The sequence below is a fragment of the Pseudomonas bubulae genome (assembly GCF_900618535.1).
GTDB lineage: Bacteria > Pseudomonadota > Gammaproteobacteria > Pseudomonadales > Pseudomonadaceae > Aquipseudomonas > Aquipseudomonas bubulae.
The window spans coordinates 492,347-511,458 of the sequence record NZ_UYJA01000002.1 but is presented as its reverse complement, the minus strand read 5'-3'; the positions used below and the strand labels follow the sequence as shown (position 1 = coordinate 511,458).

General features: G+C 57.8%; 16 protein-coding genes. 4 read left to right on the top strand and 12 right to left on the bottom strand.

Annotated features, from left to right (window positions below; all coding sequences use genetic code 11):
- Window positions 1–280: 280 nt before the first annotated feature.
- Both PPTH39_RS09045 and PPTH39_RS09040 read right to left on the bottom strand, forming a co-directional pair.
- Window positions 281–1,393 carry a replication initiator protein A gene (locus PPTH39_RS09045; protein WP_003443324.1) on the bottom strand — a complete coding sequence of 371 codons (1,113 nt, stop codon included), beginning with the start codon at window positions 1,391–1,393 and terminating at the stop codon, window positions 281–283.
- 108 nt (window positions 1,394–1,501) lie between these two features.
- A complete protein-coding gene (locus tag PPTH39_RS09040; protein ID WP_003443325.1) occupies window positions 1,502–1,729 on the bottom strand; it encodes a helix-turn-helix transcriptional regulator in 228 nt (75 codons plus the stop codon).
- A gap of 109 nt (window positions 1,730–1,838) precedes the next feature.
- On the opposite strand from PPTH39_RS09040, the gene PPTH39_RS09035 reads away from it, so the two are divergent.
- Entirely contained in the window at window positions 1,839–2,669 is an 831-nt protein-coding gene (locus PPTH39_RS09035; protein ID WP_003443326.1) for a helix-turn-helix domain-containing protein, read from the top strand.
- A 23-nt stretch (window positions 2,670–2,692) separates the two neighbouring features.
- Here PPTH39_RS09035 and PPTH39_RS09030 read toward each other — a convergent pair whose 3' ends face one another.
- The 5 genes from PPTH39_RS09030 to PPTH39_RS09010 all read right to left on the bottom strand — a co-directional run bounded on the left by PPTH39_RS09030 (window position 2,693) and on the right by PPTH39_RS09010 (window position 9,119).
- A complete protein-coding gene (locus PPTH39_RS09030) occupies window positions 2,693–3,910 on the bottom strand; it encodes a tyrosine-type recombinase/integrase (protein ID WP_003443327.1) in 1,218 nt (405 codons plus the stop codon).
- A 307-nt stretch (window positions 3,911–4,217) separates the two neighbouring features.
- Complete coding sequence (gene guaA / locus PPTH39_RS09025) at window positions 4,218–5,795, bottom strand: glutamine-hydrolyzing GMP synthase (RefSeq protein WP_130871886.1); 1,578 nt, start codon at window positions 5,793–5,795, stop codon at window positions 4,218–4,220.
- A 103-nt stretch (window positions 5,796–5,898) separates the two neighbouring features.
- Window positions 5,899–7,368: an IMP dehydrogenase gene (gene guaB / locus PPTH39_RS09020; RefSeq protein ID WP_016779630.1), complete on the bottom strand. Its 1,470-nt coding sequence runs from the start codon at window positions 7,366–7,368 to the stop codon at window positions 5,899–5,901.
- A gap of 283 nt (window positions 7,369–7,651) precedes the next feature.
- A complete protein-coding gene (locus PPTH39_RS09015) occupies window positions 7,652–8,200 on the bottom strand; it encodes a sugar ABC transporter ATPase (protein ID WP_095001456.1) in 549 nt (182 codons plus the stop codon).
- A 172-nt stretch (window positions 8,201–8,372) separates the two neighbouring features.
- On the bottom strand, window positions 8,373–9,119 hold the full coding sequence (locus PPTH39_RS09010) for a sulfite exporter TauE/SafE family protein (RefSeq protein WP_130871885.1): 747 nt from the start codon (window positions 9,117–9,119) through the stop codon (window positions 8,373–8,375).
- Between the two features lie 80 nt (window positions 9,120–9,199).
- On the opposite strand from PPTH39_RS09010, the gene xseA reads away from it, so the two are divergent.
- The 3 genes from xseA to leuA all read left to right on the top strand — a co-directional run bounded on the left by xseA (window position 9,200) and on the right by leuA (window position 13,432).
- The gene (gene xseA, locus PPTH39_RS09005; RefSeq protein ID WP_095001630.1) at window positions 9,200–10,579 is read left to right on the top strand and encodes an exodeoxyribonuclease VII large subunit; all 1,380 of its coding nucleotides are present in this window, start codon (window positions 9,200–9,202) and stop codon (window positions 10,577–10,579) included.
- A 3-nt stretch (window positions 10,580–10,582) separates the two neighbouring features.
- Window positions 10,583–11,407, top strand: a complete 825-nt coding sequence (locus PPTH39_RS09000) for a peptidoglycan DD-metalloendopeptidase family protein (RefSeq protein ID WP_095018339.1) — start codon at window positions 10,583–10,585, stop codon at window positions 11,405–11,407.
- Window positions 11,408–11,752: 345 nt separating this feature from the next.
- Entirely contained in the window at window positions 11,753–13,432 is a 1,680-nt protein-coding gene (gene leuA / locus PPTH39_RS08990) for a 2-isopropylmalate synthase (protein WP_095001460.1), read from the top strand.
- A 211-nt stretch (window positions 13,433–13,643) separates the two neighbouring features.
- Here the strand turns inward: leuA and PPTH39_RS08985 are convergent, their stop codons facing one another.
- From PPTH39_RS08985 to PPTH39_RS08965, 5 genes are all read right to left on the bottom strand, one after another.
- Window positions 13,644–14,435 (bottom strand): amidohydrolase, encoded by a 792-nt coding sequence (locus tag PPTH39_RS08985; RefSeq protein WP_130871884.1) that lies wholly within the window; start codon window positions 14,433–14,435, stop codon window positions 13,644–13,646.
- Window positions 14,423–15,571, bottom strand: a complete 1,149-nt coding sequence (locus tag PPTH39_RS08980; RefSeq protein WP_095024169.1) for a pyridoxal phosphate-dependent aminotransferase — start codon at window positions 15,569–15,571, stop codon at window positions 14,423–14,425. The genes PPTH39_RS08985 and PPTH39_RS08980 overlap by 13 nt, the downstream gene beginning before the upstream one ends.
- A 123-nt stretch (window positions 15,572–15,694) precedes the next feature.
- Window positions 15,695–17,164 (bottom strand): ribosome biogenesis GTPase Der, encoded by a 1,470-nt coding sequence (gene der / locus PPTH39_RS08975; protein WP_016779615.1) that lies wholly within the window; start codon window positions 17,162–17,164, stop codon window positions 15,695–15,697.
- A 138-nt stretch (window positions 17,165–17,302) separates the two neighbouring features.
- The gene (gene bamB, locus PPTH39_RS08970; protein ID WP_095018336.1) at window positions 17,303–18,454 is read right to left on the bottom strand and encodes an outer membrane protein assembly factor BamB; all 1,152 of its coding nucleotides are present in this window, start codon (window positions 18,452–18,454) and stop codon (window positions 17,303–17,305) included.
- Window positions 18,447–19,088 (bottom strand): tetratricopeptide repeat protein, encoded by a 642-nt coding sequence (locus PPTH39_RS08965; RefSeq protein WP_095001464.1) that lies wholly within the window; start codon window positions 19,086–19,088, stop codon window positions 18,447–18,449. The genes bamB and PPTH39_RS08965 overlap by 8 nt, the downstream gene beginning before the upstream one ends.
- Window positions 19,089–19,112: the final 24 nt, after the last annotated feature.

The window sequence follows — 19,112 nt, the reverse complement described above, 5'->3', positions numbered from 1 at the left end:
AGGACGGACACTGCCAAAGCAAAATAGGCTTTAAGAGATTTAATAGATTTAAATAAAGATTTAGGAAGAAAAACGGTTTTATTACCCATTGATTTCAATCACTTACAACAATATGCAGTCCCTGATAGACGGTGATGCGCCCCCTAATAGACGGTGGATCAGCCCCTAATGGACGGTGAATGGCCCCCAATAGACGGTCTATCCACAGGAGTACACATTCAAACGGAAAAATGGCCATCTCCGGGCCTTTAGTGTTCTGGAGTACCGTCTATTAGGGACCTTATTTCAGTATTTTCTTATCTGATCGACGCATCATTACAAGCTGCGGCCCACTCAGGCCAACTTCTTCCACCAAGCCGTACTCGGGTAAATCATCTGTTGCGATGACCTTGCGCAGGTTCTCCGAGAACTTTTTGAGCGTCCCGGTGCTGCCGCTACGCGCATATAGAGTTTTAAATGCCCACTTTGCATCGTCTTTACCTGCGGCACGGCGCGCCAATCGGTAGACAAAACGCCCTATTCCCGATTCGATCAGGAAATAATCAGGGTGCACTGTCAGAATGTCCGGCTTTGCCCCCGAAGTGACTTCCCGATATATCCAGTTAGGTGCCTCAATCTCGACACTGGCCACCTTGCCGGTGTCAGTACGCGAAATTACGCGATAGTGGCTAATCAATCCCTCGGACTCTACCTCCCGCATGCTGCGCTTACCGTTTCGTGGGGAGCTTTCCCGCACGCTTTTGATAGTCGTACCTTTGAGGCGATCTAGAGCACCCTCTACTTCTTTAAATTGGCGGCTTCCGTCGCCCTTCCGGCAGAATTTCAAAATGTCAGACACGTGCGATTTGAACACACGACACGGCTTCTCACCCTTCCCTTCTCGGTAGCGATTCATAGCCTCTGTTAGATAAGAAATCAGCATTAGCACGATGTCATAATCCCAAATTGACGCCATGCCATATGGGCCAGCTGTGACCTCGACGTAACCGTCTGAAAGGTTGTAGCGGCTGATTTCTCCCGCCCGTTTTTTCTGCTTGGATATTCGGAACACAGCCACATCCATCATGCTGCGGCTATCGCGGGCGCTTACTTCGTACCGCGAAGGTACAACGGAATCAGCCTGCCTTTCGTGTTCACGCGGGCAAGGTATCGCCTTTTTAGCTGCAACTGGCGACCTTGGCGTTGGCAGATCCTGGCGTGGAGGCCTCTTTTTTTCTTCGGTACGCAGTCGCTCCTCTATTTCCCTAATCGACTCGCCCGGAAGTGCTGCGGCCTCCAGCTTCTTGCGGTACGCGGCGTGATTTTCTTCGATCCGTGACAACAGACTGCCAACTAGAAGTTGCCCATGGCCGCCGCTAGTCAAGGGATTGGCCCAGCATATGACGCGATGCATGCCAACAGCTCATCCCGCAATCAAGTTCAGATCCATCTACAACCGGCAGCATAAAACTCAGCACAAGCGGTTCATTCCCGGACACCGCCAGTACATCACTCGCCACGGCTAAACCCCCATTCCTGGGCGAATAGCGTGAGTGCCCGACGATTTGCGCGCGTCAATCCATTCTTCGATTTCAGTCAGATCCCACGCAACGTTCCGACTGGTTAGTGCGATACGGCGCGGGAACTCGCCCCGCTGCTCCATGTTGTAGATGGTGCGCTCAGCAAGCGGGATCATCGCGTGCAATTTCTTGCGGTTGATGAGCGTCTTACTCTTTGGCTTGTTCTCCATGAGGTCACTTTCCTTCAGAGTTATCAGATGCTTGACAATGCCTTCTAACGCCAGAATCAGGACGCAAAAAAGTTAGAATTTAGTTGTCATCCAGAGCTATCATCGGGCGATGGGAAAATATGAAAAAGCGTCGAGCACATACGATCCGCTTCTGAAAGTGCTGGTTAGAGAAAGCGATACATCGTCTGATCGCATCCGTGCGAAGTTGAGCAACCACTACGAGTGGTGCTTCTGCGAGCTATGCTGGCGATCTACCGAATATGCGATCAGCATGGCGGCGCCAAAGGTCTTCAAGCGTCTAAAACGCGGAAATATCAAAGCAGTGCCGCTAACAGAATCTATTCGTACAGAAGCCCGGAAAAAAACCGATACCTTGGTGGCTCGCTATGAACGAGCATTGAAGGGAGAGTTCGGCAAGTACGAACCCCCGCGCATGCTGGGGAGATACTGCGACATGCAGGAGTTGCGCGGGGACTTTTCGGTCGCAGCATTCCGTGAGCATGTGGAGCGCCGAATGCTAGTTTCTACTTGGGCACGCCACGGCGAATTACTGCGGCCTTCAGCCCTACCGGCCCATCCCGAGGGCGCAGCGAGACCGAGTAAACTCTACTGTGAAGTTCACAATCCGCGGCGTAGCGATGAAGCTCGCCGCGCTTACCAGCGCGACCGGAGGTTCACACTAGAGTATGAGGATTTAATTGAAAAAATCTGGTCCCAAGGAGCTGCCGTCCTCCCTAGGTGGGATATCGAGACATGGGCAGAAGTCAGGAAAAATGCCTATAACCAGCTCCAGGCACTCAAGTCACCAACAAGCTCAATGGATGATTTGTTAAACCAAGGCATTACGAATCAAGCGGAAATCGCCCGCCAACTTGGCGTATCACGCCAAGCAGTTTCTGCCGCCATCAAGCGACGGGGGCGAAAACAGGCAATGAGATAAAAACGACCGAAGCTCTAACTTGATTATCTGTAACCGTCGCCCGAACGGGGCCGATTGGCTGTCCACTCATCAATCATATCGGCCCAGTCCTGTAACATCGCAGTACGCTGCTCTCGATACTCGGCCTTGTTATAGACAGCCCTAACACCCTTCTGCTCGTGTGCAAGACATTTCTCAATCCAGTCTGAGTTGTAGCCCGCCTCGTGCAGCAGCGTGCTAGCTGTCCGTCTCAAATCATGCGGTCCGAACTTACTCAGCGGCTTCCCTTCTTTCTGCGCGAGCCGATAGCTCAGCGTCAGTACCTGATTGATGGTTGCGGTACTCATTGGCAGATCAGAATCGTACCGGGAAGGAAAGACGTATTCTGAACCACCGGCAAACGTCTTCAACGCGATGAAGAAATCCAGCACCTGCCGAGACAAGAACACCAAATGGGGGTTGCGTCGCTTCATCCGCTCTTTCGGAATGGTCCACAGGGCTTCACTAAAATTGATCTCATCCCAGGTGGCGTTGGTCAGCTCACTTTTTCGAACCATGGTGAGCAACAGCAGTTTAGCCGCCGCTCTCACGGAGGAGGCGGTGCCGATACGGTCCAAGTACTGGTACATCAACGCGATTTCGTCTGGACCCAAAGCGCGGTCACGAGGCTCAAATTTAGCGATGCTCGCAGAACGTACCAGATCGGCCGGGTTCTCGACCTTCTGGCCACGCTCAATCGCCCATCGGAAAACCTGCATTACGATCTCACGGGAGTGCACCGCCGTTGCTGGAGCACCTCGCTCCACGATTGCATCGGTCAGCGCTCGCAGGTCCTCATGGTTGATTTCCACCAGCTTCTGATTACCAAACTTCGGTTTCAGCTCACGCTCATAAACAGAGCGCCGCATATCACGGGTCGAGTCAGCCATCTGATACCCGCGAAGCCATTTCTCGGCCCAGGCATCAAACGTTTCTGCTCCCTTGCTACGTGCCTTGTCACGGGCTTTCTCCTTGGCAGGTGACTTGCCAGCCGCAACCATCTTTTTGGCTTCACCAAGCCGCTCTCGCGCTTCTGCAAGCGTGATTCCACCTACACCATAGCGACCAAACGTGATCGTCTCCTGTCGTCCATTGATGGAGTAGTTGTAGCGAAACGAGATTGCGCCCGCAGCCGTGACAGCTACGTAAAGTCCATCACGGTCGTTCACTTTGTAGAGTTTTTCTTTCGGTTTGAGATTACGTAGCTTGGTATCGGTCAGCATGAGGCTCGCGAATTCCGTTCAAAAAATACCATGCTCAGAAACACACCCAAAACCGCGAGAAAACCCAATAAAACCGGGTGGATTATGAGTCTTGATACCATGCCCTTACCCACAAAGGCGACATGGTATCGAACACCGAGCATGGCATTTGGCTCAGTCAATGCCCCGTACCATGCCACATAAACACGGTGCTTGGCGATGCACAAAGCTGCCAGAACTTGCCAGACCCAAAAAACCAAAAGCCCGCAATTACGCGGGCTTCAGGGTGTTTCTTGCTAGTTGGTGCCGGTCAGTGCCGGACGTCCAATCATTCCCACTCAATCGTTGCCGGCGGCTTGCTCGACACGTCATAAGTTACGCGGGAGATGCCTTCGATTTCGTTGATGATCCGGCCGCTGACGGTTTCCAGCAGTTCGTAAGGCAGATGAGCCCAACGCGCGGTCATGAAGTCGATGGTTTCTACGGCACGCAGGGCAACTACCCAGGCGTAACGACGGCCATCGCCTACAACACCAACCGATTTAACCGGCTGGAACACTACAAATGCCTGGCTCACTTTGTGGTACCAGTCAGCCTTGCGCAGCTCTTCGATGAAGATGTGGTCAGCACGACGCAGGATGTCGGCGTATTCCTTTTTCACTTCACCCAGGATGCGCACGCCCAGACCCGGGCCCGGGAACGGGTGACGGTAGACCATGTCGTACGGCAGGCCCAGTTCCAGACCCAGACGACGGACTTCGTCCTTGAACAGCTCACGCAGTGGCTCAACCAGCTTGAGGTTCATTTCATCCGGCAGGCCGCCCACGTTGTGGTGCGACTTGATGACGTGAGCCTTGCCGCTCTTGGCGCCAGCCGACTCGATCACGTCCGGGTAGATGGTGCCCTGGGCCAGGTACTTGATGTTTTCCAGCTTGCAGGATTCGGCATCGAACACGTCGATAAAGGTACGGCCGATGATCTTGCGCTTTTTCTCCGGGTCGCTTTCGCCAGCCAGGTTGTTCAGGAACTGGTCGGCAGCGTTGGCGCGAATCACCTTGACGCCCATGTTCTCGGCGAACATGGCCATCACTTGCTCACCTTCGTGCAGGCGCAGCAGGCCGTTGTCCACGAATACGCAGGTCAACTGGTCGCCGATGGCCTTGTGCAGCAAAGCTGCTACTACCGAGGAGTCAACGCCGCCGGACAAGCCCAGCAATACGTTGTCGGTACCAACCTGGGCACGGATGTTGGCAATCGCGTCTTCGGCGATTTTCGACGGCGTCCACAGGGCTTCGCAGCCGCAGATGTCGAGGATAAAGCGCGACAGGATGCGGCCACCCTGTTTGGTGTGGGTCACTTCCGGGTGGAACTGCACGCCGTAGTAGCCGCGCTCGTCGCTGAACATGCCGGCAATCGGGCAGCTTGGAGTGCTGGCCAGAATGTGGAAGTCGGACGGCATTATGGTGACCTTGTCACCGTGGCTCATCCACACGTCCAGACCGAACAGGCCGTCGGCGTCGATATGGTCTTCGATGCCGTCCAGCAGGCGGCTTTTGCCGACCACGTCTACACGGGCATAACCAAACTCGCGCAGCTCGGAACCTTCAACCTTGCCGCCCAGTTGCTCGGCCATGGTCTGCATGCCGTAGCAGATACCGAAAACCGGTACGCCCAGGTCAAATACAGCTTGTGGGGCGCGCGGGCTGCCGGCTTCGTGTACCGACTCCGGGCCACCGGCCAGGATGATGCCTTTAGGGGCGAATTCGCGGATCGCTGCGTCGTCCATGTCGAACGGGTGCAGTTCGCAGTAAACGCCGATTTCGCGCACGCGGCGGGCGATCAGCTGGGTGTACTGGGAACCGAAGTCCAGGATCAGGATGCGGTGAGCGTGAATGTCGAGGGCCATGACAAAATCTCGATTAATTTCAGAAACGACACGGGGCTGAATCAAACAGCCCCGGTGACTTAATTCGTATCGCACCCGGGTGTGAACCCGGGTGCGACCACTATCAACCTACGCGATAGTTGGGTGCTTCCTTGGTGATCTGCACGTCGTGGACGTGGGATTCAGCCATGCCAGCGCCGGTGATACGCACGAACTCGGGCTTGGTACGCATTTGTTCGATGTCGGCACAGCCGGTGTAACCCATCGAAGAACGCAGACCGCCCATCAGTTGGTGAATGATCGCCGTCAGCGAGCCTTTGTACGCCACGCGACCTTCAATACCTTCCGGCACCAGCTTCTCGGCACCCGCGGAGGAGTCCTGGAAGTAACGGTCAGAGGAGCCCTGGGATTGCGACATCGCACCCAGCGAACCCATGCCGCGGTAAGCCTTGTACGAACGGCCCTGGTACAGCTCGATTTCGCCTGGTGCTTCTTCAGTACCGGCAAACATCGAACCCATCATCACGCAGGAAGCACCGGCAACGATGGCCTTGGACAGGTCACCCGAAAAACGGATGCCGCCGTCGGCGATCAGAGGTACGCCAGTGCCTTCAAGGGCAGCGGCCACATTGGCAATCGCGCTGATTTGCGGAACGCCAACACCGGCAACGATACGGGTGGTGCAGATCGAGCCCGGGCCGATACCGACTTTAACTGCGTCAGCGCCGGCTTCAGCCAGGGCCAGGGCAGCAGCGCCAGTGGCGATGTTGCCGCCAATGACCTGAACTTCAGGGAAGTTCTGCTTGACCCAGCGAACGCGGTCGATCACGCCTTTGGAGTGACCGTGGGCGGTGTCGACTACCACCACGTCAACGCCGGCAGCCACGAGGGCAGCCACGCGATCAGCGGTGTCCTTGCCGGTACCGACCGCAGCGCCTACGCGCAGACGACCCTGGTCGTCCTTGCTGGCCAACGGGTAAGCCTTGGCTTTTTCGATGTCGTTAACGGTCATCATGCCCTTGAGGGCAAAGTTGTCGTCGACGATCAGCACGCGCTCGATACGGTGCTTGTGCAACAGCTCGCGGGCTTCTTCCTTGTCGGCGCCTTCCTTGACCGTAACCAGACGCTCTTTAGGCGTCATCACGTCACGAACGGTAGCTTCCAGACGGTTTTCAAAGCGTACGTCACGGGATGTCACGATGCCGACCAGGTCGCCATTGTGCAGTACCGGAACGCCGGAGATATTGTGCTGGCGGGTCAGCTCAAGCAGCTCACGTACCGTGGCATCAGCCTCGATAGTGATCGGCTCTTTAACCACGCCGGCTTCGAAACGCTTGACCTTGCGAACTTCGTGAGCTTGCTGCTCGATGGTCATGTTCTTGTGGATGATACCGATACCGCCTTCCTGAGCCATGGCGATTGCCAGACGGGCTTCAGTTACGGTGTCCATTGCAGCGGAAACCAGCGGAATATTCAGTTCAATGCCACGGGTCAAACGAGTCTTTAAATTGACTTCGTTCGGGAGAACCTCGGAATAACCGGGGACGAGAAGGATGTCATCGAATGTGAGTGCTTCTTGGCTGATACGCAGCATCGCTGGGGCTCCCGAGCGGGAAAATGGAAGCGCGCCATTGTACTCAAAACCCCTGGATCTCTCAACGGAAACCTTTAGAGAGTTTTGCGCTAAGGGCCAATGATTAGCTGACTTTGAAGGCAGAAATTGAACCGTAGCAGCTGCCGAAGGCTGCGTCCGGCGGCGTAGCCGTCGTAAATCCATAGCACGCGTTTTTTCATCTGAACCGCGTGCCCCGGACTTACGATCGCTTCGCAATCGAACGCAGCCTCGTTCCTTCGGCAGCTGCTACGGAATTTTCACCTCAGAGTTCGACTTTCACCCACGCCACCGGCTGGTCGAGCCAGTCGGCGAACTCGTCGAGAAAGCTTTGCTTGAATCCAGCCTCGGCCCAGTTGTTGAAAATAAACCCAAGGTTGGAAAACGCACACGGCTGTAAAAACAGAAAACCGTTGATGTCGTCTTCGTGGGCGCACAGCGGACAGATGAAGTTGTCGGTACGCCCCGGCATCCAGTCTTCGAGGCTTTCAAACAGTGCCTCGCCCACTTCCTTGCGGCACTCGGCGCAACCGGCTTCTTCAAGAAAACCTTTGGCCGGTGTGTAGATGCAGCGCTTGGTGATGATCTCCAGGCCATTGACCGGCTGCCCGAAAGGCAGAGCCTCGGGGTGCAGCACCACTTCACGGGCACCGGGGGCGATGGCGTAGGCCATGCCATTGCCGGTACGGCCGCAGGTGGTGAGCTCTTCTTCGATGATGTTCTTGCGCACCAGCCAGCGCACGATGGCCCGGGCACGCGGCTCATGCACCGGCAAGGTGGAGATTTTTGGAACGATGATGCTTTGGGAATTCATGGGGACGGCACATGTACGTGAAATAAGGGCAACACAGTGCAACTGCTGGAGCGGGCTTGCTCGCGATCACATCGACGCGATCTGGCTGCGGCACCGCAGTGCCTGCATCGCGAGCAAGCCCGCTCCCACAGAGTTAGAGCTGACGCGCAGCTTAAAGCCTCACCTCGCGAGGTCAAGCACTCAGATAACGCGCAATCAGCGCAATGCCGCTGGCCAGCACCAGCCACGTTACCAGCCGCACAAACGCCTCGCGGGACAATTTGCGCGTCAGCCGGCGGCCAACCCACAACCCCATTGCCATCGCCGGCAACAGGCAGGCGCCAAGCAACAACAGCTCGCCATCGGCATACACACCGGCAAGCACGAACAACGTAAGACGCACCACGGTGCTGCAACTGATCAACGCACTCTGGGTGGCGCGGGCAGCGTCTTTGGGCAAGCGGGCATTCAGATAAAGCGCATACAAAAAACCGCCACTGCCAAACAGCGCACCAAACAACCCGCCGGTGATACCCGTGGGGATGGCCCAACCGGCAGCGAGCCGTGCCGGCTTCACCTTCACCGCCAAACTGTACAAGGCGTAAGCGGTGATAAAAACCCCCATCAACAGCAACAACAGGTCGGATTTAAGGTTCAGCAAAAACACCACGCCCACCACACAGCCGATCGCCATGCACGGCAGCAAGCGCAGCAACTCGGATCGCACCACATCCCGGCGCGACGGCAGCCAGTTACCAAAGGCCGCCACAAAATCCAGCAGCACCAGCAGCGGGATGATTTTCGACAGCGGCAGGCACAGAATCAGGATCGGCCCGGCCACCAGCGCCGTGCCGAACCCGGCCACACCAAAGACGATATAGGCCAGGGCAATGGCCAGCTCCAGCAGCACCCACTCACCACCACTAAACGGCAAATCCATTGCTCTGCTTCCTTGTTTTTAGTGCGCAGACTTCTATCAGACAGGTGCAGTGATAACAATCCGCCCTTATGATGACCCGCATGATTAAAGACCCCTTTGCAAGACTCAATCTCGACCGGGAAGTCCTGACCGTCAGCCAGCTCAATGGCCGGGCGCGGGTGCTGCTCGAAGACGTGTTCAGCAATATCTGGGTAGAAGGCGAAATCTCCAACCTCGCCCGCCCGGCCTCTGGCCACGTATATTTCACCCTCAAGGACAGCGGCGCCCAGGTGCGTTGTGCGCTGTTTCGCAATAACGCTGCGCGGGTTCGTCAGGCGCTCAAGGATGGCCTGGCGGTCAAGGTGCGCGGCAAGGTCTCGCTGTTTGAAGGCCGTGGCGATTACCAATTGATCCTCGACACTGTAGAACCCGCCGGCGACGGCGCACTGCGCCTGGCCTTCGATGCACTCAAGGAAAAGCTCGGCGCCGAAGGCCTGTTCAGCCCCGAACGCAAGGTCGCCCTGCCCGCTCACCCGCAGCGCATCGGTATTGTCAGCTCGCCCACCGGCGCGGTGATTCGCGACATCATCAGCGTGTTCCGCCGCCGTGCGCCACAAGTCGAACTGACCCTGATCCCCACCGCCGTTCAAGGCCGCGAAGCCACGGCGCAAATCGTCCGTGCCCTCAAGCTGGCCGATGCACGGGGCTTTGACGCACTGATCCTGGCCCGCGGCGGCGGCTCGCTGGAAGACCTGTGGTGTTTCAACGAAGAAGCCGTGGCTCGCGCCATCGATGCCTGCGTTACCCCTGTCGTCAGTGCCGTGGGTCACGAAACCGATGTCTCGATCGCCGACTTCGTGGCAGACGTGCGCGCGCCCACGCCTTCGGCCGCGGCCGAGCTGCTGGCACCGGACTCAAGCGACCTGCAACGGCGCATCGACAGCCTGCATCGGCGCCTGGTGATGCGCATTCGTGATCGCCTGATGCGCGACCGCTTGCGCCTCGACGGCCTGGCGCGACGCCTGCGTCACCCCGGCGAACGTCTGCGTCAGCAAGCCCAACGCCTGGATGATCTGGACATGCGCATGCGCCGGGCTTTCGAGCGCAGCCTGAATACTCGCCGCGAACGCCTGATCCGCCTCGAAACCCGTCTGGCCGCACAACATCCGGGGCGTCAGCTGGCCATGTTGCGCCAGCGTCTGGACAGCCTGGCCGAGCGCTTGCCCCGGGCCATGCGCGAAGGCCTCAAGGCGCGCCGCATGCAGCTGCAAAACCAGATGCAAACCCTGCATGTGGTCAGTCCGCTGGCGACCCTGGGCCGTGGCTACAGCATCCTGCTCGATGAAAAGGGCAATGCCGTTCGCCGGGCCGCGCAAACGCAAAACGGTCAGCGCTTGACCGCCAGGCTGGGCGAAGGCGAACTGCAAGTGCGCGTTGAGGACAATCACCTCACGCCCGTCACCCTTTCTTTACTGGATTAACCAATGCCACGTTTTTTCTCTGCCGTGCTGTTGCTGTGCCTGACTTTCAATGCTCAGGCGGCTGACAGCTATATCACCCGCCTGCTGAACAAACCGGTGCCCGGAGGGGTGGCCGTGATTGAGCTGGGCAGCGGCGCCCAGGCGCCCAAGGCCAGCTATGACGGCAAGCCGGTCATGGTGATCAAGGAACAGGACACCTGGCGGGCGATTGTCGGCATCCCGTTGACGGTCAAACCCGGTAGCCAGCAGATCACCTCCGGCGGGCGCAACCTGAGCTTTGCGGTGGGCAGCAAAAAATACCCCGAGCAACACATCACCTTGAAAAACAAGCGTCAGGTCAATCCCGACCCGGCCGATATCAAGCGCATCGACAACGAGCTGGCGATCCAGATCAAGGCCTACCGCACCTTCAGCCCCAACACGCCGAGCAACCTGTTGCTGGACAAACCGGTCAATGGCCCGCTGTCGAGCAAGTTCGGCGTGCGCCGCTTCTTCAATGGCGAAGAGCGCAACCCTCACGCCGGTCTCGACTTCGCCGTACCAGCTGGCACGCCGATCAAGACCCCGGCAGCGGGCAAGGTAATCCTGATCGGCAATTACTTCTTCAATGGCAACACGGTGTTTGTCGACCACGGCCAGGGCTTTATCAGCATGTTCTGCCATATGTCGAAAATCGACACCCGCGTGGGCCAGCAACTGGCCCGCGGCGATGTGGTGGGCAAGGTTGGCGCGACAGGTCGGGCCACGGGCCCGCATATGCACTGGAACGTCAGCCTCAATGATGCGCGGGTTGATCCGGCGATTTTCATTGGTGCCTTCACTCCCTGAGAAGCGCTCAAAAAGGGAAAACACCTCGTGGCACGCGAGGCAAGCCCTCCCTTTAAATCACGCAATATCGAGCAAGACATTTATCAATATGCGCTATAAAAACGCGCATCTCTCGTCTTATTGAGCATTTATCTCAATATTTTTTATAGGCTTGCCATCTTTCCCGCCAATGGTTAGGGTTGAGCCTATGAACACACCTCACGTCCTCATTCTGCTTCGCCAACATCGCAGCCTTTGCCTCGTCAGTGCACGACTGCAAAGCTAGTTGCGGTGCCTCGCCTTCTGCTTTGTTTTTTTCCGGCTCGCCGCGTCTGAATCGCAGGCCTGCATATTAAGGATAGCCTGATGACCATGCTCAAGAACCCATCTTCCAAGTACCGCGCCTTCCCGGTCATTGACTTGCCCGACCGTACCTGGCCGTCGAAAACCATCACCCAGGCGCCGATCTGGTGCAGTTCCGATTTGCGCGACGGTAACCAGTCGCTGATCGAACCGATGGATGCGGTAAAGAAGCTGCGCTTCTGGAAAACCCTGGTCAGCGTAGGCGTTAAAGAAATCGAGGCATCGTTCCCGGCGGCATCGCAAACCGACTTTGACTTTGTCCGCACCCTGATCGAAGACGGCCATATACCGGACGACACCACTATCCAGGTGCTGACCCAGGGCCGCGAAGACTTGATCGCCCGCACCTTCGAATCGCTGCGCGGCGCGAAAAAGGCTATCGTCCACCTGTACAACGCCACTTGCCCTGCTTTCCGCCGCATCGTGTTCAACCAGGACAAGGACGGCATCAAGGAAATCGCGGTCAGCGCGGCGAAGCTGTTCGTCAAATACGCCGCTCAGCAGCCCGAAACCCACTGGACGTTCGAATACTCGCCAGAGACCTTCAGCGCCACCGAACTGGAGTTCGCCAAGGAAGTGTGTGACGCGGTAATCGAAGTGTGGAACCCGACGCCTGAGCACAAGATGATCCTCAACTTGCCTGCCACCGTTGAGTGCGCGACGCCGAATATCTACGCCGACCAGATCGAATGGTTCGGCCGCAATATCAATCGCCGTGACAGCGTGCTGATCAGCCTGCACACCCACAACGACCGTGGCACCGGTGTAGCCGCCACCGAGCTGGGCCTGATGGCTGGCGCCGATCGTGTTGAAGGCTGCCTGTTCGGTAACGGCGAACGGACCGGTAACGTCGACCTGGTGACCGTGGCCCTGAACATGTACACCCAGGGCCTGGATCCGCAGCTGGACTTCTCCGATATCGATGGCGTGCGCAAGGTTGTCGAAGAGTGCAACCAGATCCCGGTGCACCCGCGTCACCCGTATGTGGGCGACCTGGTGCACACCGCGTTCTCGGGTTCGCACCAGGACGCCATCCGCAAAGGCTTCGCCCAGCAGAAACCGGACGCCCTGTGGGAAGTGCCGTACTTGCCGATCGATCCGGCGGATATCGGTCGCAGCTACGAAGCCGTGATTCGGGTTAACAGCCAGTCTGGCAAAGGCGGGATCGCTTACCTGCTGGAGCAGGAATACGGCATCAGCTTGCCGCGCCGGATGCAGATCGAATTCAGCCAGGTGGTACAACGCGAAACTGACCGTCTGGGCCTGGAAATGACTGCTCAGCAGATTCACAGCTTGCTGCGCACCGAGTACTTGCAGGCCAACACTCCTTACGCGCTGGTCAGCCATCGCTTGCAGGAAGAGAACGGTCACAGTGCGGTCGAAGTCGAAGTCTCGGCCAAAGGCGACGGCGAAACCAATCTGCGCTGGAGCGGCAAAGGCAACGGCGCGCTGGAAGCACTGGTAGCCGGCCTGCCGGTCAATGCCGAAATAATGGACTACAACGAGCATGCGATTGGTGCTGGCACCAACGCCAAGGCTGCGGCTTATATAGAGTTGCGGGTCAATGGCGGCCGAGCCGTGCATGGCGTGGGCATTGATGAAAACATCACCACGGCAAGCTTCAAGGCATTGTTCAGCGCTCTGAACCGTTCCCTGAGCGAAGCCGAGGCGAAAGCCGCGTAAACGTTGGCCTGAAACGCAAAAGCCCCCAAGGTGAGAACCCTGGGGGCTTTTTATTGCATCATGACCGGCAATCACCAGCCCCTGTGGGAGCGGGCTTGCTCGCGATTCAGGCGGCGCGATTTGGCAGGCAGACCGCGGTGATGCCATCGCGGGCAAGCCACGCTCCCACAGGTTTACGTCGTACACACAAGCTGATAACTGCTTCTACAAATCAGCGCAGATCAAAACTGTCCGCATCCAGGTTGGCCGGGAAGCGCTCGCGGTAAGCACCCAATTCGCCCGCATTCAGGCTCATGGTAAACACCCCGTCCGCCTCCCCTGCACTGAGCAGCGACTCGCCCTGAAAATCGAGGATATGACTGTCCCCGGTATACACCAGACCTTTGCCGTCCGTGCCCACCCGGTTCACCGCCGCGACATAACACAGGTTTTCGATGGCCCGCGCCGGCAGCAAACGGTTCCAGTGCAACCGCCGCGCACCCGGCCAGTTGGCGGTGTACAGCAACAGGTCGGTGTCATGGGGGTCGCAGCTCCACACCGGGAAGCGCAGGTCATAGCAAATCAGCGGGCGAACACGCCAGCCCTTGACCTCAAACTGGACCTGACGCTCACCCGGAGTGAAATGCTCATGCTCACCGGCCATTCGGAACAGGTGGCGTTTGTCGTAATGCAGCACTTCGCCATCCGGACGCGCCCACAACAGGCGGTTGCGGTGGCTGCCATCCGCCGCGAGCACAATCACGCTGCCCGTCACCACGGCATTGAGCCTTTGTGCCTGCTTGCGCAGCCACTCGGTGGTCGGGCCGCTTTCGGGCTCAGCAAGGGTACTGGACTCCATGCTGAAGCCGGTGGTGAACATCTCAGGCAAGACCACCAGGTCAGCGCCAACAGCCTGCTCGAGCAGCTCGTCGAAATGATCGAAGTTGGCCTGAGGGTCATGCCAGGCCAGCGTGGTTTGCACCAGCGCTACGTTTAAATCGGGTAATCCCTTTAGATCACGCATAGTTTCTCTGCTGCTTCACGCAGCGTCTCCTCGCGTTTGGCAAAACACAGTCGAACCAGCCGTTGCCCTGCGGGCGGGGCCTGGTAGAACACCGACACCGGAATGGTGGCTACACCATGCTCACGGGTCAGCCACACCGCCATGTCGACATCATTGAGGTCCGGACGAATTCGGGAGTAATCCACCAACTGGAAATACGTCCCTGCCACCGGTTTGAAAGTAAAACGCGATGGGTTCAGCAAATCACAAAACAGGTCTCGCTTGGCCTGATAAAACCCGGGCAACTCTTCAACGTGCTCGGGGTGGGCACTCATAAAGTCAGCCAATGCATATTGCAGGGGAGTGACCCCGCAAAAACTGACGTACTGGTGAACCTTGCGCAATTCGGCGGTCAGAGCCGGCGGTGCCACGACATAACCGGTTTTCCAGCCCGTAACGTGATACGTCTTGCCGAAAGAGCTGACCACGAATGCACGATCGTACAGTTCAGGATGGGACAAAACACTGACATGGGGCACGCCATCGAACACCAGGTGTTCGTACACCTCATCGCTGATGAGGTAGATATCCCGATCAGCAATCAGGCGGGCCAACTGGTCAAGCTCGGCACGGCTGATCAAGGCACCACTGGGGTTGTGCGGGCTGTTGAGAATGATCATGCGCGTGCGCGGGCTCAGCGCATCTTCAAGCTTTTGCCAGTCTATCGAAAAGTCATTCAACCCCAACTGCACATGCACACAACGGCCACCCGCCAGTTCGACCGAAGGCTCGTAGCTGTCGTAGCACGGATCAAACACAATGACTTCATCGCCAGCATGAATCACGGCCTGAATGGCGCAGAAAATAGCCTGGGTAGCGCCGGGGGTGATGGTCACTTCAGTGTCAGCATCCACCTGTGCGCCATAGCTACGGGCGATCTTGGCCGCCACTTGCTGACGCAACGCAGGCAGGCCGGTCATTGGGGAGTACTGGTTATGGCCACTGGCAATGTGCTGGCCAACTGCATCACGCAACGCCTGCGGGCCATCGAAGTCAGGGAACCCCTGAGACAGGTTGAGTGCGCCGGTTTCTGCCGCGAGCTGCGACATGCGCGTGAAGATGGTGGTGCCGACGTTCGGCAACTTGCTGGTGATCATGGCCGTTCCCTGTTGAGTTCCCGGCACTGACTGCGGCACAGGACCCACCGAGGATAGCCCAAACGCCTGACACGAAAAAGGGTCCTTTCGGACCCTTTCTCATTACGCTTTGAGCTTGCGCGGTTAGCGCTTGTCTTTGCGATTTTTCTCGGCTTTCTTGTGGTGCGACATCATGCGACGTTTCTTGTTGACCTGACGGTCGGTCAGCGAGTTCTTGTTGCCTTCGTACGGGTTCTCGCCACCTTTGAACTCGATGCGGATCGGCGTACCGACCAGCTTCAAGACGCGACGGTAGGTGTTTTCGAGATAACGGACGTAAGACTTCGGCACCTTCTCAACCTGGTTACCGTGAATCACGATAATCGGCGGGTTGGCACCACCCAAGTGGGCATAACGCAGCTTGATCCGGCGGCTGTTGACCATCGGTGGCGCGTGCTCGCTAACCGCATCTTCCAGAATCTGGGTCAGGCGGTTGGTCGGCCAGCGGGTAACCGCCGACTTGAAGGAGTTTTGCACCGACTGGTACAGGTTACCCACGCCAGTGCCGTGCAGCGCCGAGATAAAGTGGATATCGGCGAAGTCGACGAAGAACAGGCGACGGGTCAACTCGACCTTGACGAACTCGCGCTCGCTAGGGGTCATGCCGTCCCACTTGTTGATCGCGATAACCAGAGCCCGACCGGCCTCCAGGGCAAAGCCCAACAGGTTGAGGTCGTGGTCAACCACGCCTTCACGGGCGTCCATCACAAAGATCACCACGTTGGCGTCTTTGATCGCTTGCAGGGTTTTGACCACGGAGAATTTTTCAACTTCTTCGTGGATCTTGCCGCGCTTGCGCACACCGGCGGTGTCGATCAGCGTGTACTTCTCGTCGTTACGCTCGAACGGGATGTAGATACTGTCGCGAGTGGTACCCGGTTGGTCATAGACGATTACCCGGTCTTCACCAAGCATGCGGTTGACCAGGGTCGATTTACCGACGTTCGGGCGACCGATGATTGCGATCTTGATGCCGTCTTTTTCGCTAGGGCCCGGAATGCGCTTGGCTTCCTCACCTTCGAGAACAACTTCTTCTTCGCCGTCTTCCGGCTCTTCTTCGTCACGCGGGAAGTTGCTCAGGGCAATTTCCAGCATCTGCGTGATACCACGGCCATGGGCACCGGCGATCGGGATTGCATCGCCCATACCCAGCGGCGCGAACTCGGCGCGAGCCATGTCCGGGTCGATGTTGTCGACCTTGTTGGCCACCACGTAGGAGCGCTTGTTACGTTTGCGAAGGTGTTCGCCGATCATCTGGTCAGCGGCAGTGAAACCCGCCTTTGCATCTACCAGGAACAGAACGACGTCAGCTTCTTCGATGGCCAGCAGCGACTGCTCGGCCATTTTTTCGTCCATACCGTGCTCGTCACCGGAGATACCGCCGGTGTCGACCAGAATGTAGGAACGCCCTTGCCACTTGGCCTCACCGTATTGGCGATCACGGGTCAGACCGGACAAGTCGCCGACGATGGCGTCACGAGTCCTGGTCAGGCGGTTGAACAAGGTGGACTTGCCGACGTTTGGTCGGCCCACCAGGGCGATTACGGGAACCATGCGGCTCTCCACTTCGTTATTTCAGAAAATACAAAAGCCGCTGCAAGGCAGCGGCCAGAGTTCGGAACAGCACAAATGTGCCGCAAACCTTGCCAGAGCAAGGCTGCCCGAGGCCCTAGAGCCTCAAGCATAGACGCCTTAGCGAATGGTCAGGGCTTCCAGTTTGCCGCTGTTACCAAACACGTAAATCATGTCACCGACCACCAGCGGACGTGCCCGAAGGCCATCACTGTCAACGCGGGTACGGCCCACGAAACGACCATCGACCTGGCTGAGCAGGTGCAGATAGCCTTCCATGTCACCGACTGCCACATAGCTGGAGAAGACCTCTGGAGCCGACAATTGGCGGCGTGCCAGAGCATCATTGCTCCACAGCGAGGTGGTCGAACGCTCGTCAACGCCTTCTACAGTGCCCGACGCCAGGCTGACGTAGACGCTGCCGAAACCTTGGGCGACACCTGCATAGCTGGAAGCATCACGCTGCCAGAGCACGCGACCCGATTCCATGTCCAGTGCCGCCATGCGGCCCTGGTAGCTGGCGACGTACAGTGTACCGCCAGACAACAGTAGGCCACCGTCGATATCGACAATGCGTTCAAGCTCGGAGCGACCCTGCGGGATGGCAACACGTTGCTCCCACACAGGCACGCCGTTGCGCGTATCCAGGGCGACCACTTTACCGGTCGACAAACCGCCGATGGCCAGGTGATTGGTCACCAGTGGCGCCCCCGTACCACGCAGGGTCAGCACGCCCGGCGTGCTGTCATACGTCCAGCGCTGATTGCCGGTGTCAGCATCCAGACCGATCAGACGATCGTCCTGAGTCTGTACCACCACCACATCACCGTTGGTCGCAGGAGGTGCAAGCACTTCGCTGTTAACGCGAGAGCGCCATTTTTCTTCGCCTGTGCTGGAATCCAGGGCAATCACGTCACCTTGCAAGGTGCCAAGCATGACCAGGCCATAGCCCAGGCCAACTGCGCCGGAAACAGGCAGATCGAGGTCTTTTTTCCACTCAACGTCGCCGTTCATGCGGTCCAGAGACATCACCACGCCCGTTACGTCAGCAGCGTAGATATTATTGCCTTCAACAGCCGGAACCAGCATGTTGTAGGTTTTGCCCTGACCGTCACCGATCGAGCGGCTCCACTGCTTTTGCAGCACGACTTCTTCTTTGAAGTCGGTCAGCTCCGCCGGTGGCAATTCTTTTTTGCTGTTGCTGCTGCAACCCGCGGCCAAAACGACCAGAGCCAGCAATGCTGCATGTTTCCATCGCATCACGTCACGCATCCCCTTTGGCCAGGTCATCGAGCTTGATTTGCAAGCCGCCTACTGCTGCTTCATCCGACAATCCGGCCTTGGCCTTCTCGTAGGCTGCACGCGCATCGTCAGTACGGCCCTGCTGCACCAGCAGGTCGCCCTTGAGTTCTTCACGGCTGGCCAGGAATGCCTTGTCCGAGTCGCCTTCCAGCAGCTTCAGGGCATCGTCAACCTTGCCCTGTGCGGCCAGTACCTGAGCCAGACGCTGACGCGCCACTTCGCCCAGAGTGGCATTGGCCGGCTTGTCGACAATGACTTTCAGCTCGGTAGCCGCGTCATCAAGCTTGCCGTTGTCCACCGCCACCTTGGCCACAAACAGGCCGCCAAATTGCGAATAGGCAGTGCCTGCGTATTCACTTTTCAGCTTGTTGGCCAGATCCGCCACGCGGGCCACATCCGGCTTGCCGTCAGGGGTGAGCGTGGTTTCAAGCAATTGTTGGTAGAGAACCGACGCACCTTGCGACTGATTCGCCTGATATTTGTGCCAGAGCTGCCAGCCGGACACCACTACCAGCGCAAGCAAGCCGCCAGTCAGCAGGGGTTTGCCGTTGCGCTGCCACCAGTCTTTCAACTCGCCCAGCTGATCATCTTCGTTACTCGACACCCCAACACTCCTTATTCGCTAAAT

Excerpts from the sequence above, each read along its gene's own strand:
- PPTH39_RS09045 (WP_003443324.1), bottom strand. The coding sequence starts at position 1,393 with ATGCATCGCGTCATATGCTGGGCCAATCCCTTGACTAGCGGCGGCCAT.
- PPTH39_RS09040 (WP_003443325.1), bottom strand. The coding sequence starts at position 1,729 with ATGGAGAACAAGCCAAAGAGTAAGACGCTCATCAACCGCAAGAAATTG.
- PPTH39_RS09035 (WP_003443326.1), top strand. The coding sequence starts at position 1,839 with ATGGGAAAATATGAAAAAGCGTCGAGCACATACGATCCGCTTCTGAAA.
- PPTH39_RS09030 (WP_003443327.1), bottom strand. The coding sequence starts at position 3,910 with ATGCTGACCGATACCAAGCTACGTAATCTCAAACCGAAAGAAAAACTC.
- guaA (WP_130871886.1), bottom strand. The coding sequence starts at position 5,795 with ATGGCCCTCGACATTCACGCTCACCGCATCCTGATCCTGGACTTCGGT.
- guaB (WP_016779630.1), bottom strand. The coding sequence starts at position 7,368 with ATGCTGCGTATCAGCCAAGAAGCACTCACATTCGATGACATCCTTCTC.
- PPTH39_RS09015 (WP_095001456.1), bottom strand. The coding sequence starts at position 8,200 with ATGAATTCCCAAAGCATCATCGTTCCAAAAATCTCCACCTTGCCGGTG.
- PPTH39_RS09010 (WP_130871885.1), bottom strand. The coding sequence starts at position 9,119 with ATGGATTTGCCGTTTAGTGGTGGTGAGTGGGTGCTGCTGGAGCTGGCC.
- xseA (WP_095001630.1), top strand. The coding sequence starts at position 9,200 with ATGATTAAAGACCCCTTTGCAAGACTCAATCTCGACCGGGAAGTCCTG.
- PPTH39_RS09000 (WP_095018339.1), top strand. The coding sequence starts at position 10,583 with ATGCCACGTTTTTTCTCTGCCGTGCTGTTGCTGTGCCTGACTTTCAAT.
- leuA (WP_095001460.1), top strand. The coding sequence starts at position 11,753 with ATGACCATGCTCAAGAACCCATCTTCCAAGTACCGCGCCTTCCCGGTC.
- PPTH39_RS08985 (WP_130871884.1), bottom strand. The coding sequence starts at position 14,435 with ATGCGTGATCTAAAGGGATTACCCGATTTAAACGTAGCGCTGGTGCAA.
- PPTH39_RS08980 (WP_095024169.1), bottom strand. The coding sequence starts at position 15,571 with ATGATCACCAGCAAGTTGCCGAACGTCGGCACCACCATCTTCACGCGC.
- der (WP_016779615.1), bottom strand. The coding sequence starts at position 17,164 with ATGGTTCCCGTAATCGCCCTGGTGGGCCGACCAAACGTCGGCAAGTCC.
- bamB (WP_095018336.1), bottom strand. The coding sequence starts at position 18,454 with ATGCGTGACGTGATGCGATGGAAACATGCAGCATTGCTGGCTCTGGTC.